Origin of the sequence: Pseudoalteromonas sp. SG43-1, assembly GCF_014164415.1 — a bacterium.
GTDB classification, from domain to species: Bacteria; Pseudomonadota; Gammaproteobacteria; order Enterobacterales; family Alteromonadaceae; genus Pseudoalteromonas; species Pseudoalteromonas distincta.
In genome coordinates, this window is record NZ_JACJFD010000004.1 from 88623 (window position 1) to 111254 (window position 22632).

The following is a 22632-nucleotide window of genomic DNA, read 5'->3' on the forward strand; positions in this document are numbered from 1 at the left end:
TATACTTCCTACTTTATTGCTCTAGATAAGATACTTATTAAACCGGTTAGCGTTGAGCGAGTAAGTGATTAACTCTTTTTGTAAACTCTTCACCCATATGACTTGACTGCATAGCATATTCAACATTGGCAAGCATATAGCCTAATTTAGAACCACAATCATGCGACTTCCCTTTTAGGTGGTAGGCTTCAAGCGTTTCTAGATGTCGCAATTGTAATAAGGCATCAGTGAGTTGTATTTCACCGCCTGCCCCAGGTGGGGTGTATTCTAGTAAATCCCAAATTGCTGTAGATACAACATAACGCCCTGTAATAGCTAAATTACTCGGTGCTTCATCGTTATTTGGTTTTTCGACCATGTTTTTAATTGCAGCATTTTCGCCGGCATTTATTTTTTTACCGGCTATATCAACTACACCATACTGATGCACTTGGTCTTGCGGTACGGGCTCTACCATAACTTGGTTGTAGCCCGTTTTGTCGAATCGGTCGATCATTTGGCTTAAATTGTCAGTTTTTGAATTTGATTTATATTTATCAATAATTACGTCAGGTAACATTACTGCAAATGGGTTATTACCAACAATTGGGCGCGCTGCTAAAACAGCATGGCCTAAGCCTAGTGGTGCCGATTGGCGAACCGAAATTACGGTTACATCTTTTGGCACTATTGAGCGAACCTCTTCTAGCAGGCTACGTTTTACGCGTGCCTCTAGTGTGGCTTCTAGCTCAAAGCTTGTATCAAAGTGGTTTTCAATTGAGTTTTTTGAAGCATGTGTAACAAGCACGATTTCTTTAATGCCAGCTGCTACAGCTTCGTCAACAACGTATTGAATTAAAGGTTTATCTACCAGAGGAAGCATTTCTTTAGGGATGGCTTTTGTGGCTGGTAGCATACGCGTACCAAGGCCAGCTACAGGTAATACTGCTTTTAAAACTTTCACTTTAATTCCTTTCATTATTTTTGTTAAACAACAAAAAAAGGAACTGCTAAGCTAAAATTCCTTTTCGATCGTTTCACATGCCCTGTGACCTTGCTATTATACACAACACAATAATGCACTCAATAATTAAAGAGTACTTTTTGATTGTTTTTTTGTTAATTTTATGTTGCACCAAAAGTAAGCTGTATTGCACCACTTTAGTGACTGGTACTTTTTGATTACCTATCCTTTCAAAGCTACCAATACTATACTAGGCTTGTTTAGTTATTAGGGAACACAGACTTAAGGAACATTTGTGCGTTTAGGGTTTTACATTTTATTATTAGTGTCTTTTTTTGTATGCGCACAAAATACGCTTTTGTATTTACGCAATAGCGATATAATTGCGCGCGCTCAAAAACAGTATGGTGATGAAGGGCATAAACGTATTAAAAATTGGCTAAGTTTTATAGATGAGTCAGCTGATAAAAGTGAATGGCAAAAAATCCATTTAGTGAATGACTTTTTTAATAAGCACATTAAATACAAAACCGATGATGAGCTTTGGCACCAAAAAGATTATTGGGCTACTCCACTTGAGAGTTTAGGCGTTGGTATGGGTGATTGTGAAGACTACGTAATTGCCAAATACTTTACACTAATAGCACTTGGCGTACCCGAAGATAAAGTACGTTTAATGTATGTACGCCAAAAAACAGTTAATCAACCTCATATGGTACTTATATATATTGAAACTCCTAATCAAATCCCCTTTGTTTTAGGTAATTTTAATACTAAACTGCTGCCCGCTAATAAACGCGGTGATTTAACACCTATCTATAGTTTTAATGGTCAAGGGTTATGGTTAGCCAAATCAAAAGGGTTAGGTAATAAAGTAAAAAATAGCCGTGGTGTTTCTGCCTGGAACACCATGCTAGAGCGAATTGAACAAGGTGAGCTTGCTCCCATTAAAAGTAACATTAAAGGAACTACCAGTTATGTCTCGACTTTTTAAAAACGGATTGAGTCTTAAAACCCAAGTTTACGGTTTAATAATCGTTATTTCGGTTGTTTCATTTGTGGTTAGGATAGTTACAGATGTTGAAACCACCCGCGATTACTTACAAACACAAATGGGTAGCCACGCGCAAGATACAGCAACAAGCTTGGGGCTTTCAATATCGCCCTACCTTGAAGAAGATAGCTTAATGATTGCCCAAACCATGGCGACCGCTATTTTCGACTCCGGTTATTACAAACAAATAAAATTTACTAACGCCGATAATAAAATAGTTTTTGACCTAACAAGCCCAAAACGCGTTGAATCTGTACCTAATTGGTTTATTACAGCAGTAAAGCTTGAAGCCCCTACTATGCTATCAGAATTAAACAATGGCTGGATTATGGCAGGAACCCTTGAAGTAACAAGCCATGTTGGGCAATCGTATTTAACGCTATGGGAACATACTAAACGCAGCTTTTATGGTTCTTTATTATTATTGGTAGCGTCGCTTGCAGTGGCATATTTAATACTACGTGCAGTGTTTAAACCTTTAAAAGCAGTAGAAAACCAAGCACACTTGGTTACGCGTAAACGCTTTACATTAAACGACGAAATACCAGTTGCACGCGAGCTACGTACTGTAACTAAAGCCATTAATAATATGGTAATGAACCTTCAAAGCACCTTTGACTCTTTAACAAAGCAAACACAAGCACTTACCGATGAAGTATATGTAGACTCACTCACAGGGCTGGGTAACCGCCGTTCGTTTGAGAACCACTTTAACTCAGTGGTTGACGCTATTACTAGCGATACTCCAATCACTGCAATGATGGTTACTCTCCCCTCACTTGCTAATATTAACCAAACTGTAAGTTACCAAGATGGTGACGAGCACGTACATGATGTAAGCGTTACTTTGCAAAATGTGTTTGGTGCTTTAACTAATTCTAAAATATTTAGACTTAACGGTAGTACTTTTATTGCTTTAGTCCCATTCGATATACAATTTTTAAATAGAACGCGACTCGATATAAATGATGCTTTTAGTAAAATGAAAAACAGCTTACACGTGAATGGTTTTGCTAACTTAGCATTAGTAAATGTTGATAAAGGCTCATCTATCGGGGGTGTACTTTCAGCCCTTGATACCGGCTGCACCATTGGCGATTCGGCTGTAAATAAAGTAGATAAAGATACTTTGTTTAGTGTTAAAGAGTGGCGTTCGCTTATTCAGTCAATTATTGCTACTGGTGAAGTTAGTTTTTCGGTGCAGCCAGTTAAACGCACTAACTCACAAAACAAGCAGTGCTACTTTGAAGTGTTTGCTCATTTTACGCATGAAGGCAAAAAGGTTAATAATGGCCATTTATTTGCTATGGCCGAAAAGCTTAACTTAACCGAAGAGTTAGACAAAAAAATAATTCGCAACTTTGTAAACGTTAAAGAGCAACACCCAGACGATACATTTGCGTTAAATATTAGTAAAGCTTCGTTGTATTCAACTGACTTTATTGAATGGCTTACTCTTTATGCACACACTAAACCAATTATTAAAACAAACTTGATTTTTGAATTGCATGAAATTAGCTTACTTTACAACGTACATGTTGCCTCTTTACATATAGATACAATAAAAGATATTGGCATAAATGTGTGTGTTGAACACTTTGGTACTAGTTTAACCTCGTTTAGATACTTACAAGGGTTAGACATTGAATATATAAAAATAGATGGTAGCTATATTCAAGACTTATTAGATAACACTCAAAGCCAATTTTTTATTCAAACAGTTAATAATATTTGTCATGGCTTTGGTATTAAAGTTTTAGCTTGTTTGATTGAAAAACCTGAAACTTTAAAGGTACTTGAAAGTTTAGGTTGCGATGGCGTGCAGGGTAATTTAATAATGCCGCCAACCAAAATAATAAAAACTAGTGATAATGGCGTAAATAAAGAGTTTACTTTTTGCACCGATGCGCTAAAATTTTGTAATTAATACTCTACCAAGGGACAAGAGATGAAATCATTTATATTAGCCAGCTTAATAGCAGGTGCATCTTCACTTACAGTTTTACCAAGTTATGCACAAACGGATACTGATGCAGTAGTACAAACTGAAGGCATGACTAACTTAGTCAACGTTTTAAATAGCGCAACTGCTGAAACAGCTCCAGATCAGCTAAAGGCAGATTTAGTAGCAGCTATTAATGGCGTATGTACAAATTGTACTGCTGCTCAAGTTGATTCTATGATGAATGTAGTTGTTGATGCTGTGGGTGCCGATAGCCCACTTATTGCTGATTTTTTAGCTGGACTTGTAGCTGCTGGCGTTGACAGCGATACTGTTACACTTGCTGCTATTACAGCTGGCGTTGATGCCACTGTTGCCTCTGAAGCAACAGCAGCTGGCCCAGGTGGCGCACCAGCTCCTGCTGCTCCGGTTATTGTTACTTTACCAACAACTGCAGTACCGCAAGGTGCCGGCGGCACTGGTGGCGATGCAGGTATATCTGAAGTCGGTAACTAACCGATAATAAAATAATAAAAACGCAGCCTTTTGGCTGCGTTTTACTTTATATGGCTTATTTTTTTAGCCCTTCTTTTAGGCTCTTAGTTTAGAGAACCCTGTGAATCGTTTTATATTTTTTTTACTCTGTGCAATTTTATTTTTGCTGCCCTTACCATTAGGTAGTTACCGCCCTTGGGCAATTTTAGCAATGGGGATATTAATTAGTGCTACCTTTTTCATCCATTTAGTTTTCAGCAGTATTGATAACAAGCACCATTTATACCCTCCTTTATATTCTTGGCCCATATTTACTGTACTCGGTATAGTTGCGGGCGTATGCGCAGTACAAATATTTACCGTAAGTGTTGACCCATTTCAAACTAAACAAATGCTTATTAAAACAAGTTTTATGATTTTATTTTGTTGGCTATTATTTATTTATTGTAATACTGAAAAGCGTATTAAAAATTTAATATATGCAATTATAGGTGCCGGCGTGTTTCAGGCTTTATACGCTACTTATTTAAATTTGTCGCCTGATATTATTAGCCCACTATTTGGTTATAAACATACCGACCGTGCTATTGGTACCTTTACCTACTCAAACTTTTTAGCAAATTTTTTAGCTTTATGTTTATGTTTGGGCATTGGTGTTTTGGTTAGCGAATTAAAACGCTCTACTAGCGATTATAAACAAACATTAAAACAAACGCTTCGGGCGTGGACTGAAATACTTTTAAGCTCAAAAATAATTTTACGTATTTCGTTAATTATTATTATTGTTGCGTTAATTTTAACCCGTAGCCGTATGGGTAACTCTGCATTTTTTATTGCATTAATGGTTGTTAGCTTACTCGCGTTTTTTATTTACAGGCAAAAACCTAAAGCGTTTAAACTACTTATAGTTAGTTTTTTTATAATCGATTTAATTATTATCGGCGCTATATTTGATGTAGAAAAAGTTAAACAGCGTATAAGCGAAACCAGTATTTCATCAGAAACCCGTGACGAAGTTGTACGTGATTCAATACCCCTCATTTTAGATAAGCCTTTATTGGGCTCTGGTGGTGGTACATTTTATACTGCGTTTCCGGCGTATCAGTCTGAGCCTTATTCTGGTTATTACGATAATGCCCATAACGATTACGTACAGTTTGCAGTAGAGCTGGGTATACCCACTACAGCCGCACTAGGCTCACTTATACTTTATTGTTTATGGTTATGTATAGCGACTATGCGAAAGCGTAAAACAGCGCTGTTTCAGGGCGTTGCTTTTGGCTGTGCCATTGCAATTATAGATATGTTGCTGCATTCGTTGGTAGATTACTCTTTGCAAGCTGGAGCAAATTCAATGTTGTTTATGACTATTTTATGTTTGGCTATTTTAAGTAATAAATTACCTGCGTCTAAACGAAGCCGAAAAGAGCATAGTTAAATACAAAGCCAAGTAATTACCAATATAGAGTGATTGGAAGCTGCGCTTCTCACGCGAGCAAGTTCAGCGTCTACCGCCAAGGTTAAATTTACGGTTAACTTGTTAGCGTGACAAGCAAAGCCTTTAATAAGAGATTTTTTCACTAAGAGGTTAAGAGGCGCTACGCTTTTAGAGGAAGTAATAAAGCAGAAACTATACCCTGATTGGCATTCTGTTTTCTCATTTACTCCTCTTTCGCTTCTCTTTGTGAAAATAGATCTTTAGCTGTTTTTTATAAATAAATTGAATAATTTTAAGCATTGCTTTGTAACAGCAGCGCCTGTAATTAGTGATTTTTTCACTAAGAGGTTAAGAGGCGCTACGCTTTTAGAGGAAGTAATAAAGCAGAAACTATACCCTGATTGGTATTGTGTTTTCTCATTTACTCCTCTTTCGTTTCTCTTTGTGCAAATAGATCTTTAGCTGGTTTTTATAAATAAATTGAATAATTTTAAGCATTGCTTTGTAACAGCAGCGCCTGTAATTAGTGATTTTTCACTAAGAGGTTAAGAGGCGCTGCGCTTTTAAAGAAGGAAATAAACACCGATACTGTATTCTGATTGGTATTCTGTTTTCTCATTTACTCCTCTTTCGCTTCTCTTTGTGAAAATAGATCTTTAATTGATTTATTGGTGAATAGACTAAATAATTTAAGCGTGGCTTTCGTAACAATCGTACCCGTTATAAGTGACTTTTTCACTAAGAGGTTAAGAGGCGCTACGCTTTTAGAGAAGAAAATAAACACCAAACGCAGTTTTTATTAGTATTATGTCTTCTCATTTACTCTTCTTTCGCTTCTCTTTGTGCAAATAGTTCTTTAATTGATTTTATTAGTAAATAGCTCAACAAACGAGTGACAACTTAGTAAATTGCTTCATATAGCCTACAAGTATTCAATTTTATTATTTTATTTGTACTACACTTAAGTCTTATTTTAGAACTCTTTCTTAGTTGATTAAATGCTTGTAAATTAAGCAAAAGGATACCTATGGATACTGATACATTAACAAAAACAGTAATAGGTTGCGCTATAGAAGTACACAGGAATTTAGGCCCAGGGTTATTAGAATCAAGTTACGAAATTTGCTTAATATATGAATTAAGTAAAATTGGCTTATCTGCTAAAAACCAAGTTGAGCTGCCGATATATTATAAAGATCAATATATACATACAGGTTACCGGTTAGATATTTTATTACCTAATAAATTAATAATTGAACTGAAGGCGGTTGATAAGCTTCTTCCAATTCACTCTGCACAATTGATAACTTATATGAAACTTGCAGAAATAAGTACTGGGTTACTAATAAACTTCAATGTTCTAAAGCTAGTCGATGGCATAAAGCACTTTAATTCATAAAAATTATTTACTTAGGTTTTAAGTCGTTATCCAAAGGGCTATAAGTAACTGTACATTAAATTTTTAAGCGATTTATTCACAAAGAAGTTATGCGGCGCTACGCTTTTAGAGAAGTAAATAAACACCAAACGCAGTTTTTATTAGTATTTTGTCTTCTCATTTACTCCTCTTTCGCTTCTCTTTGTGCAAATAGATCTTTAGCTGATTTTTATAAATAAATTGAATAATTTTAAGCATTGCTTTGTAACAGCAGCGCCTGTAATTAGTGATTTTTTCACTAAGAGTGATATGAGGCGCTGCGCTTTTAGAGAAGAAAATAAACACCAAACGCAGTTTTTATTAGTATTATGTTTTCTCATTTACTCCTCTTTCGCTTCTCTTTGTGCAAATAGATCTTTAGCTGGTTTTTACTGTAACAGCAGCGCCTGTAATTAGTGATTTTTCACTAAGAGGTTAAGAGGCGCTGCGCTTTTAGAGGAAGTAATAAAACCGAAAATATATCCTGAATAGCATTATGTTTTCTCATTTACTCCTCTTTTGTTTCTCTTTGTGCAAATAGGCCTTTAATTTAGCAATTGATTAAGAATTACTGTTCTTCTAAATCGAACTCAGTTAAATGCCCTTCACCGTGTATAAGTTGATATCGGGCTAAATTCCCTTGCTCTAGTGTTATTAAACTAATAGCTGAGTCGCTTACTAAGTATTTTTGCCCTTCGCCTATGGTTTGGTGCTTATCTACTTCCATATGCCAGCGTTTGGTAAAAAAGTTTAAGGGACTTTTTGGGCCGTATAGAATTGAATCTAGTTTATCGAGTATGTTTATTAATTTACGCGGGAACTCGTTTTTAATACCGCTGGCGGTAAGTTGCCAAATTCGATTGGGGTGATCGCCAAAACGCTTTTGCACCGAAAAGCAAAATGAGTAATGCACGTCTCCCGATAAAATAAGCGTTTCGTTTGGGGTGTCGGTTCGTCTAAAAGTATCGAGTAGCTTTTTGGCTGAACCTTCGTGCGCCATCCAGTTTTCTACATCCACCATGAGTGGTTGGCCACATATATTAAACATGGCTTGAATGGCTTCTATTGATTTAACACCAAATACAGGGGCTGGCGATACAATAATAACCTGATCGTGGCTTAATAGGCTTTCTTCAAGCTCTGTTAGGCGTTCCCAATCAAGTAGGCCTGAAGGCTCATTAAAGTTTTGCTCATTTCGCCAGCGGTGCGTACGCGTATCTAGCACCACTACTTTTGGGGTTGTAGTTAATTCGTAATGCCAAAAACTAAAATCGTTTAGTGGCTTATCAAATGCTTTAAACTGCCATAAATTATTAGCAGTACGGCTTTGCTTAAAAGGTGTTAGTAACTCGCCTGTTTTATTTAGTGCATCGTTCCCCATTCCCTGAAAAAGCCAATAACTAATTAAGCCGTTATTGATGATCCGTTTACTACTTGGGTTTTCATTTATAGCTTGCTCCCACCCAGCGGTGAGGTTCCAATCGTCGGTTACATCATGATCGTCAAACATCATTAATGTCGATACATTGGCAAACAACCGCTCTACTTCACTTAAGCCTTTTGCATAATCAATCAATGCTGTTTTTTCAGCGTCAAAAATAGTTTTTTTTTGCTCGCTATGACCTAAATACGTTGTGTTTTGTATATCAACGCATTGCCAAACAGCAGCACTAAAATTTAATAAATAAAGTGCTATATATTCTTCAAAATGGATAAGGTGATTGTAGGCTTTTACGCTTGAAAAATGAGGTTCGTCTTTTTTTAGCCAGTAACCAACACCTAACTTTGAGCGTTTTTGCCAAGGCGTTTTTGGTAAAAACAAATGGCGATTATAAAGTTGCTCATTTATATCGCCCGGTAGCTCAATGGCAAGTGGTTGCTCTTTATAGATACCTAACGCTTTAATTAACTGATGAATAGCTAATAACATGGGCCCTGCTACATCATCAGCATAAACCTGATCACCGCTCAGTAATAGCAATTGTGCGCCTTGGTTATTATTACCGCGCTGATTATTTTGCCAGTGACTTGCAGACACTAAGCTGTCTTTTGCTGGATGATGTGCATTACGGCACGAGCCATGCAAAATATCACTCAGTTTACTGGGTATTACAAATGCAGGCGTTGTTTGATTGCTATAGCACCACGGCGATAAATCGATTGCTGTATCGTCAATTATGAGTTCATAGCTTAATAAGCTATCTACAGGAAGTTTATTATCTACTGGCTTTATAATTACGAAATGCAGGTACAAATGTTCCCCTAAAGAAACAGTGTGTTGATCGCTATAACACTCAACATTTAATAAGTTTATTTGGCAGTTTGCAGGCTTGGAGGTAGCAAACTGAATGCATACTCCAGTTTGCTCTGCACGGCGCACCATTGGCCCCATTAGTAAAATAGGAAGGTTTGCCGTGTGAGTAATCATGTATTTAGCCTTTAGCTGCTAATTTAAATAAAGAATAAAAGTTCTCGGTAGTCGCTTTAGCAAGTTCATTAAAGCTAATGCCTTTAAGTTCGCTAATGTAATAAGCAACATCTTCTACGTACGCTGGCTGATTTGTTTGCCCACGATACGGTACTGGTGCTAAATAAGGCGAGTCGGTTTCTATTAGTAATCTATCTAGCGGTATTTGTTTTACTACTTCTTTTAATTCAATAGCATTTTTAAAGGTAACAATGCCCGATATAGATATATAAAAGCCCATGTCTATGGCTTTTTTAGCCATATCCCAGTCTTCGGTAAAGCAATGTAATACACCACCGCAGTTTTCGGCTTTGTGCTCACGCATTAAGTTAATCGTGTCGGCGCGGGCATCACGAGTATGAATAATTAACGGCTTTTGTAATTCGTTAGCCACTTCAATATGCCCAACAAAGCTTGCTTGCTGCACTGCGTGGGTATCTTTTGAATAGTAGTAATCAAGACCCGTTTCGCCAATAGCGACGACTTTTTCGTGTGAAGCTAAGTCAATTAATTGCAGTTTATTAAGGGCGTCTTTTTGATCAAGTGGATGTACACCGCATGAGGCTGAAACATCGTCGTAATGCTTAATTTTATCAAGCATGCTGGGAAACTGATCAAGCGTTACGCTTACACATAAAAAGTGCTCTATTTGCTTTGCACGCGCTTTATCAAGAACTTGATCAAGGTTTAAGTCTAATTTATCAAAATCAAGACGGTCTAAATGGCAATGAGAATCTACAATCACTATAAGGCCTGTATTATGTTCAGGGTTTAAATTTGTTCATTTAATTTATTATGTTAGTAATTAAAAGAACCCAATATAGGGCGGCGTTAATCTCAGTGAAAAACCAACCCTATAACTACATGGTATATGTTTGATCGCCTGAGTTTAACATAGTCCCAAGCAGCTTTTCGATTTTAGCGTTTAGGTTTGTTTTATCGTCTAAAAAGCTAATACCAATACCTGGAGGATTAGAGCTTTGTGCACCTTGTGGCGTGATCCACGACACTTTACCTGTCACTACGTCATCTTCTAAGGCATCAGGCAAAGTAACTCTAAGCGCTAATGAATGCCCTGTTTCGTAACGCATATTAGTACGTACAAATAAGCCACCTTTTTTTAAGTAAGGCATATAACAACGGTATAACTCGTCTAAATCGTCTATGTCTACTAGTAGTTCTTGCATGATTAATCCTTTTAAGAATTTCGCAATGTGTATGCTAACCGTGATACAGCAAGCGGTAAATTAAGGCCAAGTATTTGTGTGTTATTTTGTAAAAACTCGCCTAATGCATTTTGCGCACTTTGATAAGCGTCAAAACTCATGCCTTGCAGTAATTGCTGCTTTAGTTGCACGCTTAAAAACAAAGTAAATATACGAACAAGTTCAGGCTGTTTATTTATTATATCGACTAACGCTTTGAAATTATGGCTTTGTTTAAACTCAGTTGCAAACTTATACAGTGTATCAATATTTTTTAGCTGGTCTTGCTGTTGCCAATGCTTTACTTGCAGCGGTTGGTTATAAAAAAGTGCTAACCAACTATAGTTAGGAATGTCCAATGTCTCTAGCCATTGCTGAGCAAGTGCTGTATTAGTTATTTTTACATCACTTTTAGCGCATCGACTTAAAATAGTTGCAGGGAGCTGCTCTGGTTGGCTTGTGGTTAATATTAAAAAGCGGCTATTAGTTGGCTCTTCAAGTGTTTTTAATAATGCGTTAGCTGCTGCTGTGGTCATTTTTTCGCAATTTTCGATTATCGCGACTTTATTGCCATTTTGCGCTGCAGAGTGATTCATAAAATCACTAATACCACGAATATCATCTACACCAATACTTTGCCCATCGACTTGCGTTAATCGTTTGTCGGGGTGAGTGCCAGCCAGGTTAAGTAAACAGCTTTTACACTGTCCGCAAGGTTTTAGCATACTGTTTTGCACAGCTACCTGCTTAGCTATATTTTGGCATAACAAAGCATTCCCAAGCTCATCACTTAGCTCAAACTTACCTACGCCAACAGGCCCACAAAATAATTGCGCATGATGAAAACGCTCTGCGCGATAACTTTTCGCTAAACGTGCTTGAGTATCATGTAGCCAAGGCAATGGCATATTATTTTAGGCCTTCAAAAAATGAATGCAGTACATTGGTAATATCGCGATGTACTTTATCAATACTTTGGTTTGCATCAACGGTTTTAATTGTGTTGTCGTCATTAGCAAGTTCAACATAACGCATACGTGTACGCTGAAAAAACTCAATGGCTTCTTGTTCAATACGGTCAAGCTCACCACGCCCTTTTGCGCGCTCAAGGCCTATCACTGGGTCAATATCAAGGTAAATAGTTAAATCAGGCTTTAAGCCTTTTAACACCATTGACGAAAGTGAAGCTAATGTATTTGAGCTAATACCACGCCCGCCACCTTGATACGCCTGAGACGATAAATCATGACGATCGGCAAGTACCCATTGGCCTTTATCAAGCGCTGGGGTAATAACATTGTGCATTAGCTGCGAGCGAGCTGCGTACATAATAAGCAACTCGGTTTCAAAGGCAATCTCTTCTTCATGCTCTGCTTTTACAAGCGTACGAAGCGATTCAGCCAATGGCGTGCCACCAGGTTCGCGGACATTAATAAAGTCTATTTTTTGTTTGTTTAAAAAATCTTGGCATAACGAAATAGCGGTTGATTTACCCGCGCCTTCTAGCCCTTCTATTACTATAAATTTTGGTTTCATAAACTATTAATTCTTTTTATTTAATATATACGTTTTAACTGCTGCGTTATGCTGTTTTAACGTGGTTGAAAATTGGTGGCTACCATCGCCTTTTGATACAAAGTAAACATATTCACTTTGCGGCGGATTAACTGCAGCTAAAATAGCTGCTTTTGATGGCATTGCAATCGGTGTTGGCGGTAAACCATTAATACGATACGTATTGTAAGGCGTATAATCGCGCAAATCTTTACGTTTAATATCACCATCAAAATCAGCGCCTAGCCCGTATATTACGGTTGGATCGGTTTGCAGACGCATATTGGTGTTTAATCGATTAACAAATGCTGATGCAATTAACGGACGCTCGCTGGCAAGGCCTGTTTCTTTTTCAATGATTGAAGCCATTATAAGTGCTTCGTATGCTGTTTTGTAGGGCAAATTAACAGCGCGCTGCTGCCAAGCGTCGTCTAACGTTTGCTGCATTTTTTGCGCTGCACGTTTTAATAAACTGCTCGCAGTATCGTTATTATGATAATGGTAAGTGTCGGGGAATAACCAGCCCTCTAGGTGCGTATTATTACCCAGTATTTGTATACTTAGTTCATCAGTTTTTAAATCGTCTTGTAAATTATCGGCTTTATTAACAGCACTTAGTACTTCACGTAAGTTTTGCCCTTCAATAATGGTAAAACTAAAACTAATTTGCTGGCCTTGGTTAATTTTTTTTACGTTATTAATAACGCTATCGGCTGTTAGCTCGTAAAGCCCCGCTTTTAAGTCGGTAAGTGTGGGATCTAATTTGGCAATGATTTGATAACGCCAGCAACTTTCTACCCAGTTTTTAGCTTGCCATTGCTGACATAACTTATTAAAGCCAGTGCCATGCTTAACTTCAAATTGTGTGTTTTTAGCTACTTTTAGCGGGCTATTTATTGTTGCTTGTAATTGCTGGTAACCAATAGCAGTGGTTATAACAGCTAAAAAAAGTACCGATAAAATAACTTTTAACACTCAGCCTCCTTGGCTAATAATTTAGTTAATAATGCGTGGCTGTCATCTGTATTAAATACCTGTTGCTCAATACTTTTAACAGGTACTGCTCCCATTAAGCTATTACACACAAATACGGCGTCTGCTTGGGTTAAATCTTCTACTTTTACGCGTTTAAATTCAACAGGCAATTTATCACATAACGATTGTAGATAAACGCCCTTTATTCCGCACTCATCAAGCAATGGCGTAAACACACACTTATTTTTAATCGCAAAAATATTAGCTGCTGAAGCTTCAATTACATTGTTATTGTAATCAAGCACTAACACATCGTCGCAGACTTGCGTTTGCATCGCTTTTTTAACTAGCACTTGTTCAAGTCGGTTTAATGTTTTAAGACCCGCTAAATATGGCTGCGCCGCTAATTTAATCGGGCTTATTTCGAGAGTTACACCCTTTTTAGCAAGCGCTTCGTAATTACTAGGGTAATCTAATACACTCAATAAAATAGTAACATTGCACTCACTTGGCAACCCATAACCACGGCCGCCTTCGCCTCGCGTTACAAGTATTTTAAGCACGTTTAGTGGTGCAGTTTTTATATGCAAAGCAATTTGATTTTCAAGGCTATTAAAGTCTAGCTCAGGAAACCCCAAACGCTGTGCGCATTCAATCAAACGTGCTTTATGATGAGCCCAATGCTGTACTTGCCCATCAACAACTTTAGCCGTTGTAAAAAAGCCGTCACCGTAATTTAAGCCTCTGTCACGAGTGCTTAAAGTACTGTTTTGATCTACTGCTATTATTGTTTGCATTTTATTTGGCATATAAAAAAAGCCCAGTTAAACAACTGAGCTCTTATAATTTGATTCGTTGTTAAAAAAGATTATACCTTTTTAAATAGCAACGAGCCATTAGTACCACCAAAACCGAACGAGTTACACAGTGCAAAGTCTAACTTTGCATCACGTGCAGTGTGAGCAATATAATCTAAGTCACACCCTTCGTCTGGATTATCAAGGTTGATAGTTGGCGACACTTTTTGATCAGTCAGCGATAAAATCGAAATAATCGATTCAACCGAACCGGCAGCACCTAACAAGTGACCCATCATCGATTTAGACGAGCCTACCATTACATCTTTGGCTGCATTACCAAAAATAGACTTAACAGCGGCAGTTTCTGCTTTATCTCCTGCATTTGTAGATGTACCGTGTGCGTTAATGTAACCAATTTGCTCTGCGTTTACTTGCGCATCATTTAGTGCGTTTTGCATTGCAAGGGCAGCACCGGCTCCATCTTCTGGTGGTGACGTCATGTGGTACGCATCGCCGCTCATACCAAAGCCTACAAGCTCAGCATAAATTTTAGCGCCACGCGCTTTTGCATGTTCGTACTCTTCAACTACAACAACACCTGCACCGTCAGAAAGCACAAAGCCATCGCGGTCTTTATCCCAAGGGCGAGAAGCCGCTTGTGGGTCGTCATTGCGGGTTGAAAGTGCACGTGCAGCATTAAAGCCACCCATACCAATTGGGGTACAGGCTTTTTCTGCACCGCCAGCAACCATTGCATCTGCATCACCGTAGGCAATCATGCGCGCGGCATGGCCAATATTATGCAAACCAGTAGTACAGGCAGTTACAATTGAAATATTTGGACCACGAAGTCCATGCATCATTGATAAGTGACCTGAGATCATATTAATAATGGTAGACGGCACATAAAATGGCGATAACTTGCGCGGACCACTATTTAATAACTTAATGTGGTTTTCTTCGATAAGCGTTAAGCCACCAATACCAGAGCCCACAGCTACACCTATACGTGTTGCGTTTTGCTCAGTAATTTCAAGGCCTGAATCTTTAAAGGCTTGAACACCCGCTGCAATGCCGTACTGAATAAACAAGTCCATTTTTTTAGTATCTTTCGCTGACATGTATGCAGTTGCATCAAAGTCATTTATTAAACCAGCGAATTTAGTACCAAATTTTGATGTATCAAAGTGGGTTATTGTTTGAATGCCACTTTTGCCATCTAATAAGCCTTGCCAGGTTGATTGAACATCATTACCTAGCGGCGTCAACATTCCTAAGCCAGTTACGACGACTCGACGTTTAGCCACGGTTTGCCTCCAATAAGGGATATTTACAAGGGGATGATCATACCCAAGCTACCTCAAAGTGCTAGTCCCAAAATAGATTAAAAACGCATAACACAATCAAAATTAATTTTTAGCTAAAATTGAGCATTGAGGCTTAAGTTTTGAATCACGAACTTTGAGGTGGTTTGGATATAAAAAATTAAAGGCAGCGGATGCTGCCTTTAACGTGCGATTAATTACTCAGCGTGTGCTGTTACGTAATCGATAGCAGTTTGTACTGTAGTGATCTTCTCAGCTTCTTCATCTGGGATCTCAGTATCAAACTCTTCTTCAAGAGCCATTACTAGTTCAACAGTATCAAGAGAATCTGCACCTAGGTCATCTACGAAAGAAGATTCATTTTTAACTTCTTCTTCTTTAACACCTAGTTGTTCAATGATAATTTTCTTTACGCGTTCTTGGATATCGCTCATTCTTCTTTCCTTTATTAAAAACGCCGATGCGTTATTTTCAGATTGCCGCGTAGTTTACGCGGCATAATTCTCTGATTCAATGATTTGACCATAAATAATTGTCTGGTCAAACCTCTGAGTGTGTGTTTTGTCTTTTATCGCTTATTTTCGCAGCGATTTCAAGTATGTTTAAAGCAAGTTCACAAATAATTCAATGTTTTTGAGGTAACTTACTTAACTTTATTAGGTAACAATGTGGGTACAATGGTTATTAAACCATGTACATCGCGCCATTTACATGCAAAGTTTCACCTGATACGTACGCAGCCGCGTCAGATGCTAAATAACATACCGCAGCTGCAATTTCGTCTGGTTGACCTAAACGCCCTGCTGGAACATTTGCAAGTGTTGCTGCTTTTTGCTCGTCAGTTAAATCATCAGTCATATCAGTTTGAATAAAACCAGGTGCTACTACGTTTACTGTAATACCACGTGATGCCACTTCGCGTGCAAGTGACTTAGAAAAACCAATGACGCCTGCTTTAGCCGCTGCATAATTTGCTTGCCCTGCATTACCCATAGTGCCCACTACTGAGCCAATATTGATAATACGACCTTTCTTTTTCTTCATCATTGGACGAAGTACCGCTTTAGATAAACGGAAAATCGAGCTTAAGTTAGTGTCGATTATATCGTCCCACTCAGTCTCTTTCATACGCATTAATAGGTTATCACGTGTGATACCTGCGTTATTAACAAGTACGTCAATATCGCCAAAATCAGCTTTTATTGCGGCAAGTGTCGCTTCAATAGATGCAGGATCCGTTACGTTTAATGCATAACCTTTACCATTGTCACCTAAGTACTCGCTGATTTTAGCAGCGCCTGACTCGCTTGTAGCAGTGCCTGCAACTTTTGCACCTTGCGCAACTAATGTTGTTGCAATTGCTTTACCAATACCACGGCTAGCGCCAGTAATTAGGACAATTTTGCCCTCTAAAGAAAATAAATTAGACATTTTATATACTCTTATTTAGCTGCAGCGATTGAAGTGGCATCGTTTACTGAGCCACAAACCATTGCTTTATCAATTCTTTTCGCAAGCCCTGTTAATACTTTACCAGGACCAAATTCGTAGCTTTGCGTTACATCTTGTGCAACCAAGGCTTGTACTGTTTCTGTCCAGCGAACTGGGCTGTATAGTTGACGTACTAGTGCATCTTTAATTGCATCAGCGGTCGATTCAGCTTTTACATCAACATTATTAATTACATCACACTTAGGTGTATTAAATGTTAAAGAGGCTAAGTCTACCGCTAGCTTATCAGCTGCTGGCTTCATTAGTTCACAATGTGAAGGTACGCTAACCGAAAGTGGTAATGCGCGTTTAGCACCAGCATCTTTACATGATTGTGATGCTCTATCTACTGCCGCTTTATGCCCTGCAATAACAACTTGACCAGGAGAATTGTAGTTAACTGGAGATACAACCTCACCTTGCGCTGAGGCAGCACATGCCGCTTTTATTTCTTCATCGCCTAAGCCAATAATCGCAGCCATTGAACCTACGCCTGCAGGTACAGCTTCTTGCATGTATAAACCACGGTTTTCAACAAGCTTAACAGCTTCGCTCAAGCTTAGTACGTCGCTACATACTAGTGCTGAATATTCACCTAAGCTGTGACCGGCCATAACAACGTCTGCATCTGGGTTTGCTGCAAGCCAATCACGGTAAATAGCAACACTTGCAGTTAATAATGCAGGTTGTGTACGATGAGTTTGATTTAATTTTTCTTCTGGGCCATTAAGAACTAGCTCTGCTAAGTCGTAACCCAGTGCATCTGATGCTTCTGCAAATGTTGCTTTAACAATGTCAGAACTCTCTAGTAGCTCTTGTAACATACCAACGCTTTGCGAGCCTTGACCTGGGAATAGAAGTGCAATTTTTTGTGCCATACTTTGCTCTTTTTAATTAAACAAATAAATAATGAAATACACGGCACATCAATTATTGATTAACCGCCGTGTCTTTAGAATGTGTTTTTTCGAAAATAGCGGCTATTTTATCAGGAAGTTGACGTTCAACCTCTTTTACCGCTTCATCAATTGCTGCTTGAAATGCTTTAGCTGACGCATTTCCATGACTTTTAACGACAATACCGCGCAATCCTACCAGAGAAGCACCGTTATACTGGTCGGGGTTCACCCTTTTATAGAGTTTTTTTATTATTGGACGCAATATAAACGCCATACATTTATACAAAAGGTGCTTTTCGAGCGCAGCTGTAAACTTATTCATAATAAGCTTGGCAATGCCTTCGCATGTTTTGAGCGCCACGTTACCCACAAACCCTTCGCATACAATAACATCAGCTTTGCCAGAAAAAATATCACTTCCTTCGCTATAACCAATGTAATTAATATGTGGGCTTTGCTGCATCAATTGTGCAGCTTGTTTAATGTCGTCGTGGCCTTTAATGTCCTCAGCGCCAATATTTAATAAGCTAACGCGAGGGTTATCGCAGCCAAGTGCTTGACCAGCAACTACAGAGCCCATAATGCCAAACTGATAGAGCATTTGCGCATCGCAGTGCACATTAGCACCTAAGTCGAGTAAATATACTGGGTTTTGGCTTTCTGTAGGAACAGATGAAATGAGTGCGGCACGTTTAACACCTGGCAGCATTTTTAATACGTAGTGAGCCATAAAAAATAAAGCGCCGGTATTACCTGAGCTAACACACGCTTGAGCTTCGCCCGATTTAACTAAATCAAGGGCAACACGCATAGATGAATCTTTTTTTGAACGTACAGCAATTGCAGGTTCGCAGGCGTTAGTGACTATTTCACTACAGTGACGAATTATGAGTCTTGGATGAGATAAAGAATCGAGGGATTCGAGTTCTTTAGATATAACGTCTTCATTGCCACATAAAATGAGACTTAAATTGGCATGAGCGTTTACCGCATGAACGGCAGCAGGAATAGATGAACGGGGGCCGTAATCGCCCCCCATCATATCTAACGCTATGGTTAGATCTTTCAGCATATAAGTAATCTCTTATTTAGAAATTACTTGAACGCCTTTGTAGTAACCATCTGCAGTCACATGGTGACGACGATGAGTCTCACCAGATGTTTGATCTACAGTTAAAGTTGGACCACTGATCGCATCGTGTGAACGGCGCATGCCGCGTCTTGCACGAGACTTTTTGCTTTTTTGTACAGCCATAGTCTTCTCCTAAGAATCTTTCTTAAGTTGTTTCAAAATATCAAATGGATTAGGTTTATCATCTTCCGCCTTTAATACACCAAAGCTGGCAGGCTTTGCTGAATAACTGCATGAAGCTTCGTTGTGGGTAGCCACTAATGGAATTGCTAAAATTAGTTCGTCTTCAATTAAATCAAAAACGTTAACTTCACCATTTTCATCAAGTGCTACTTCGTCGTAGTCTTCAGGAAAAATATCTAACTCTGTATCTTCACCTACTGGTGAATATGCAAAGTCTTGAACCAAATCCAACCCTAAATCACCATTACAACGTTGACAAATGACAGTAACATGTGTGGACAAATTGCCTCTAATCACAGCGAAACCTTGATCATCGTTTTTGCAATGTATTTTTACCGCTATTTCACCTACTTCTTCCTGCACAACTTTCTCTAAACGAGTAAGTTTTTCAAGCGGTACAATTCCGTCATACTTTAAACGGTGCTGCGCTGCTTTGCCTGGATGAAGAGTGATGGGAATTTTCACCTTTTGCATAGGGGCTGCATCATATAGATAGTTAGTTTGTTAGTCAAAGTAAAAAACCATTTTTACTTGGTTTTTAACGTGTTTTACTCTCGGATCTGATTTATCCTAACTCAATCTGAATTATCGTAGGAAAACAGTCCATGAAGCTTCCACTCATTTTAGCGTCAAGCTCGCCTTTTAGGCAGTCTTTATTACAAAAATTTAATTTACCCTTTGATACGTTTTCACCCGACGTTGACGAATCAGCACTTGAATGCGAAACACCTACTGAACTGGTTAAGCGTTTAAGTGAGTTAAAAGCCTCAGCAGCTAATAAACACTTTAAAAAAGGGTTAGCAATTGGATCAGACCAAGTCGCTGTGTTTAACAATCAAATTTTAGGTAAACCGCACAATAAACAAAATTCTCTAAAACAACTAAATTTATTTAGCGGTAATACTGTAACATTTTTAACTGGGCTTTGTGTTTACGATATTGTAACTGGAACAAAAAAAACCTGCGTAGAACCTTTTAATGTGACGTTTAAAACCCTAAGTGATGCACAAATTAGTGCTTATTGCGACGCAGAGCAGCCTTATAACTGTGCTGGCAGCTTTAAAAGTGAAGGGTTGGGTATCTGTTTATTTGAAAAACTAAGCGGAGACGATCCTAATAGCTTAATTGGATTACCATTAATTAAACTCAGCCAATTACTGGCTGAGTTTGGTATTGATGTGCTTACCGCTCAAAACAAGCTCTAGTTAAATAAATTAGCCAAGCAAAACCTGTTGCAATTGCAGATAATTATCTACTGTTGCAACAGGGCTAAGCTTATTTAGCTGCTGTGCGTTATGTACACCCATTGTTACGCCAATTCTATCCATGCCTGCAGCTTTTGCCATTGTCATGTCTATTTGAGTGTCACCAATCATTACAGCGTCTTGAGCGCTTATGCCAAGTTCTTCAAGTAATTGATACAGCATATCTGGAGAGGGCTTTGATTGCGCTTCGTCGCTTGTACGTGTTGCACTAAAGAAAGATCTAAGTTGGCTTTGATCAAGCAAACGCTCTAATCCATCTCGACCTTTACCTGTTGCAACCGCTAAAACAATGCCTTGCTTATTTAAAGCAGTTAAAACGCTGACAACATTATCAAATACAGGAGTTGGCGTGGTATCAACACTATATTGGTGTTTATACCCTTTAATTAGCGCTTGATGCTGCGCGACATTATCGGGAAATAAAACATCAATTGCTTTTTCAAGCGACATACCAATGATATTTTTAATTGCCAAATCACTTGGCGCCACTAAATTAAGTGACTCAGCACTACTACGAATACAGTTAACTATTTTAGTGACTGAATCCATAACGGTGCCATCCCAATCAAAAATGACGAGCTTATATTTTTTAATCGGCGTCACTGCAATCACTGTTTTGCGTCTCGTAATTTTAGTAATGTATTTTTAAGCGTTTTATCAAGGGGCGCTTCAATACGCATCGTTGTTTCGTTTTTAGGATGATAAAAACTTAAATCGTGTGCATGTAAGAATAAACGGTTTAACCCAACTTTACGCATAGATTCATCAAACCCCTGGTCACCGTATTTATCATCGCACGCGATAGGATGACCTTTACATTGCGTATGTACACGAATTTGGTGCGTACGACCTGTAACAGGTGATGCTTGTACAAGTGAGCAATCGTTAAAACGTTCAAGTACTTTAAAACGCGTATGCGAAGGCTTGCCCTCAGTGTTATCTACACGTACTACGCGTTCACCCGATTTAAGTGTATTTTTACGCAGCCCTTCGGTAACGTTTTTAGTTTTAGAGTCCCACTGCCCTTCTACAAGTGCCCAGTAATTTTTTTCCATGGTTTTTTCACGAAGCTGTTCATGCAATGCTGTTAACACCGAACGGCGCTTTGCAATAAGTAAACAGCCCGATGTATCACGGTCAAGCCTGTGAACTAGCTCAAGATTGCGCTCTTCTGGGCGAAGCGCGCGCAGCGCTTCAATTAAACCATAACTTAAACCACTGCCACCATGAACAGCCATACCTGAAGGTTTATTTATGACGATAAGGTATTTATCTTCAAATAAAATATCGTTTTCTAGGCGAGTTACTTTGTCTAACTTTGATGGTACAAACTCTTCACGCTCAGCAACTCTGATAGGTGCAATACGCAGTACATCGTCAAGCTGTAGTTTATATACAGGCTTAATACGCTTTTTATTAACGCGTACCTCACCTTTGCGCAAAAGTTTATAAATAGCGCTTTTAGGCACCCCTTTTAAATGGGTAATAAGAAAGTTATCAATACGCTGACCTAAATGGTCTTCATTGATCGTGACATAAGTTACTTGTAAGTCGTTTTTTTCTGACATTGCCTAATCACTAATTTAAGTAAAATAATTTAGTTGCTAACACTGTAATAATAGTGGGATAATCAGCAGCGCAAATATTTAGTATTTGCAAATAACAACGGTGCTTTTTAACACATTAAAACATTCGTGATGCACATTCTGGGTAGCCGATCATACAGATCCGAGTTAAGTTTTCCAAAGCTTTTATGCCTCCTCAGTTAACACGTGCGATCAATTAACGGCAATGCGCGTAATATATTGCTGGTTAAGTTTGAACATGAAGCGATTTTTAATGTGCTAGAGAAAGCAATGAACAGATAATTTGTCTGATAGTGACGACGTAAAAAACGTCGTTCAGCACTAGCTCAATTATTGTAGTACCGTACAGCAGCTTATTTAGAATTAAAAAAATCTAATAAATAAGCGTTCATTAACATCGGCAGCGATTTTTGCTCTTAAAACGGATATTAGCGATACATCAGTATGTATTGCTCACCAAC

Annotated in this window: 23 protein-coding genes; 6 read left to right on the forward strand and 17 right to left on the reverse strand. The window is 38.4% G+C overall.

Annotation, left to right across the window (positions count from 1 at the left end; translation table 11 throughout):
• Positions 1-46: 46 nt before the first annotated feature.
• Positions 47-943: a UTP--glucose-1-phosphate uridylyltransferase GalU gene (galU, locus tag H5159_RS05275; RefSeq protein WP_182779862.1), complete on the reverse strand. Its 897-nt coding sequence runs from the start codon at positions 941-943 to the stop codon at positions 47-49.
• Between the two features lie 295 nt (positions 944-1238).
• Between galU and H5159_RS05280 the strand changes: the two genes are divergently transcribed.
• From H5159_RS05280 to H5159_RS05300, 5 genes are all read left to right on the forward strand, one after another.
• A complete protein-coding gene (locus tag H5159_RS05280) occupies positions 1239-1937 on the forward strand; it encodes a transglutaminase-like cysteine peptidase (RefSeq protein WP_182779864.1) in 699 nt (232 codons plus the stop codon).
• Entirely contained in the window at positions 1921-3924 is a 2004-nt protein-coding gene (locus H5159_RS05285; protein WP_182779865.1) for an EAL domain-containing protein, read from the forward strand. The genes H5159_RS05280 and H5159_RS05285 overlap by 17 nt, the downstream gene beginning before the upstream one ends.
• Before the next feature lie 21 nt (positions 3925-3945).
• Entirely contained in the window at positions 3946-4455 is a 510-nt protein-coding gene (locus H5159_RS05290; RefSeq protein ID WP_182779866.1) for a hypothetical protein, read from the forward strand.
• Positions 4456-4555: 100 nt separating this feature from the next.
• On the forward strand, positions 4556-5872 hold the full coding sequence (locus H5159_RS05295; RefSeq protein ID WP_182779867.1) for an O-antigen ligase: 1317 nt from the start codon (positions 4556-4558) through the stop codon (positions 5870-5872).
• A 1027-nt stretch (positions 5873-6899) separates the two neighbouring features.
• Positions 6900-7271 (forward strand): GxxExxY protein, encoded by a 372-nt coding sequence (locus H5159_RS05300; RefSeq protein WP_182779869.1) that lies wholly within the window; start codon positions 6900-6902, stop codon positions 7269-7271.
• Positions 7272-7857: 586 nt separating this feature from the next.
• On the opposite strand, the gene H5159_RS05305 is transcribed toward H5159_RS05300, so the two are convergent.
• From H5159_RS05305 to yceD, 14 genes are all read right to left on the reverse strand, one after another.
• A complete protein-coding gene (locus H5159_RS05305; RefSeq protein WP_182779871.1) occupies positions 7858-9717 on the reverse strand; it encodes an alkaline phosphatase D family protein in 1860 nt (619 codons plus the stop codon).
• 4 nt (positions 9718-9721) lie between these two features.
• Entirely contained in the window at positions 9722-10501 is a 780-nt protein-coding gene (locus H5159_RS05310) for a TatD family hydrolase (protein ID WP_182779873.1), read from the reverse strand.
• A 115-nt stretch (positions 10502-10616) separates the two neighbouring features.
• A complete protein-coding gene (locus tag H5159_RS05315) occupies positions 10617-10943 on the reverse strand; it encodes a PilZ domain-containing protein (protein ID WP_182779875.1) in 327 nt (108 codons plus the stop codon).
• Between the two features lie 11 nt (positions 10944-10954).
• Complete coding sequence (locus tag H5159_RS05320) at positions 10955-11869, reverse strand: DNA polymerase III subunit delta' (RefSeq protein ID WP_182779877.1); 915 nt, start codon at positions 11867-11869, stop codon at positions 10955-10957.
• 1 nt (position 11870) lies between these two features.
• Complete coding sequence (gene tmk / locus H5159_RS05325; protein WP_002962371.1) at positions 11871-12497, reverse strand: dTMP kinase; 627 nt, start codon at positions 12495-12497, stop codon at positions 11871-11873.
• Between the two features lie 6 nt (positions 12498-12503).
• Positions 12504-13490 carry an endolytic transglycosylase MltG gene (mltG, locus tag H5159_RS05330; RefSeq protein WP_182779878.1) on the reverse strand — a complete coding sequence of 329 codons (987 nt, stop codon included), beginning with the start codon at positions 13488-13490 and terminating at the stop codon, positions 12504-12506.
• Positions 13484-14299: an aminodeoxychorismate lyase gene (gene pabC / locus H5159_RS05335; RefSeq protein ID WP_182779880.1), complete on the reverse strand. Its 816-nt coding sequence runs from the start codon at positions 14297-14299 to the stop codon at positions 13484-13486. Before pabC ends, mltG begins: the two co-directional genes overlap by 7 nt.
• 59 nt (positions 14300-14358) lie before the next feature.
• A complete protein-coding gene (gene fabF, locus H5159_RS05340; RefSeq protein ID WP_002962376.1) occupies positions 14359-15597 on the reverse strand; it encodes a beta-ketoacyl-ACP synthase II in 1239 nt (412 codons plus the stop codon).
• Positions 15598-15812: 215 nt separating this feature from the next.
• Entirely contained in the window at positions 15813-16049 is a 237-nt protein-coding gene (gene acpP, locus H5159_RS05345; protein WP_002962377.1) for an acyl carrier protein, read from the reverse strand.
• A 250-nt stretch (positions 16050-16299) separates the two neighbouring features.
• Entirely contained in the window at positions 16300-17046 is a 747-nt protein-coding gene (gene fabG / locus H5159_RS05350; RefSeq protein WP_002962378.1) for a 3-oxoacyl-ACP reductase FabG, read from the reverse strand.
• An 11-nt stretch (positions 17047-17057) separates the two neighbouring features.
• Positions 17058-17984, reverse strand: a complete 927-nt coding sequence (gene fabD, locus H5159_RS05355; RefSeq protein WP_182779882.1) for an ACP S-malonyltransferase — start codon at positions 17982-17984, stop codon at positions 17058-17060.
• Positions 17985-18036: 52 nt separating this feature from the next.
• Positions 18037-19077 carry a phosphate acyltransferase PlsX gene (gene plsX, locus H5159_RS05360; RefSeq protein ID WP_002962380.1) on the reverse strand — a complete coding sequence of 347 codons (1041 nt, stop codon included), beginning with the start codon at positions 19075-19077 and terminating at the stop codon, positions 18037-18039.
• Positions 19078-19089: 12 nt separating this feature from the next.
• Positions 19090-19260 carry a 50S ribosomal protein L32 gene (gene rpmF, locus H5159_RS05365; protein ID WP_002962381.1) on the reverse strand — a complete coding sequence of 57 codons (171 nt, stop codon included), beginning with the start codon at positions 19258-19260 and terminating at the stop codon, positions 19090-19092.
• A gap of 9 nt (positions 19261-19269) precedes the next feature.
• A complete protein-coding gene (gene yceD / locus H5159_RS05370) occupies positions 19270-19794 on the reverse strand; it encodes a 23S rRNA accumulation protein YceD (RefSeq protein ID WP_007375269.1) in 525 nt (174 codons plus the stop codon).
• A 131-nt stretch (positions 19795-19925) separates the two neighbouring features.
• Here yceD and H5159_RS05375 point away from each other — a divergent pair, with 131 nt between their 5' ends.
• Entirely contained in the window at positions 19926-20525 is a 600-nt protein-coding gene (locus H5159_RS05375) for a nucleoside triphosphate pyrophosphatase (RefSeq protein WP_182779884.1), read from the forward strand.
• Between the two features lie 9 nt (positions 20526-20534).
• Here H5159_RS05375 and H5159_RS05380 read toward each other — a convergent pair whose 3' ends face one another.
• Positions 20535-21197 (reverse strand): HAD-IA family hydrolase, encoded by a 663-nt coding sequence (locus H5159_RS05380; protein WP_182779886.1) that lies wholly within the window; start codon positions 21195-21197, stop codon positions 20535-20537.
• Positions 21194-22153: a 23S rRNA pseudouridine(955/2504/2580) synthase RluC gene (gene rluC / locus H5159_RS05385; RefSeq protein WP_024596136.1), complete on the reverse strand. Its 960-nt coding sequence runs from the start codon at positions 22151-22153 to the stop codon at positions 21194-21196. Before rluC ends, H5159_RS05380 begins: the two co-directional genes overlap by 4 nt.
• Between the last annotated feature and the right edge of the window lie 479 nt (positions 22154-22632).

Excerpts from the sequence above, each read along its gene's own strand:
- H5159_RS05285 (WP_182779865.1), top strand. The coding sequence starts at position 1,921 with ATGTCTCGACTTTTTAAAAACGGATTGAGTCTTAAAACCCAAGTTTAC.
- H5159_RS05290 (WP_182779866.1), top strand. The coding sequence starts at position 3,946 with ATGAAATCATTTATATTAGCCAGCTTAATAGCAGGTGCATCTTCACTT.
- H5159_RS05300 (WP_182779869.1), top strand. The coding sequence starts at position 6,900 with ATGGATACTGATACATTAACAAAAACAGTAATAGGTTGCGCTATAGAA.
- H5159_RS05305 (WP_182779871.1), bottom strand. The coding sequence starts at position 9,717 with ATGATTACTCACACGGCAAACCTTCCTATTTTACTAATGGGGCCAATG.
- H5159_RS05315 (WP_182779875.1), bottom strand. The coding sequence starts at position 10,943 with ATGCAAGAACTACTAGTAGACATAGACGATTTAGACGAGTTATACCGT.
- H5159_RS05320 (WP_182779877.1), bottom strand. The coding sequence starts at position 11,869 with ATGCCATTGCCTTGGCTACATGATACTCAAGCACGTTTAGCGAAAAGT.
- tmk (WP_002962371.1), bottom strand. The coding sequence starts at position 12,497 with ATGAAACCAAAATTTATAGTAATAGAAGGGCTAGAAGGCGCGGGTAAA.
- pabC (WP_182779880.1), bottom strand. The coding sequence starts at position 14,299 with ATGCCAAATAAAATGCAAACAATAATAGCAGTAGATCAAAACAGTACT.
- acpP (WP_002962377.1), bottom strand. The coding sequence starts at position 16,049 with ATGAGCGATATCCAAGAACGCGTAAAGAAAATTATCATTGAACAACTA.
- fabG (WP_002962378.1), bottom strand. The coding sequence starts at position 17,046 with ATGTCTAATTTATTTTCTTTAGAGGGCAAAATTGTCCTAATTACTGGC.
- fabD (WP_182779882.1), bottom strand. The coding sequence starts at position 17,984 with ATGGCACAAAAAATTGCACTTCTATTCCCAGGTCAAGGCTCGCAAAGC.
- plsX (WP_002962380.1), bottom strand. The coding sequence starts at position 19,077 with ATGCTGAAAGATCTAACCATAGCGTTAGATATGATGGGGGGCGATTAC.
- rpmF (WP_002962381.1), bottom strand. The coding sequence starts at position 19,260 with ATGGCTGTACAAAAAAGCAAAAAGTCTCGTGCAAGACGCGGCATGCGC.
- yceD (WP_007375269.1), bottom strand. The coding sequence starts at position 19,794 with ATGCAAAAGGTGAAAATTCCCATCACTCTTCATCCAGGCAAAGCAGCG.
- H5159_RS05375 (WP_182779884.1), top strand. The coding sequence starts at position 19,926 with ATGAAGCTTCCACTCATTTTAGCGTCAAGCTCGCCTTTTAGGCAGTCT.
- rluC (WP_024596136.1), bottom strand. The coding sequence starts at position 22,153 with ATGTCAGAAAAAAACGACTTACAAGTAACTTATGTCACGATCAATGAA.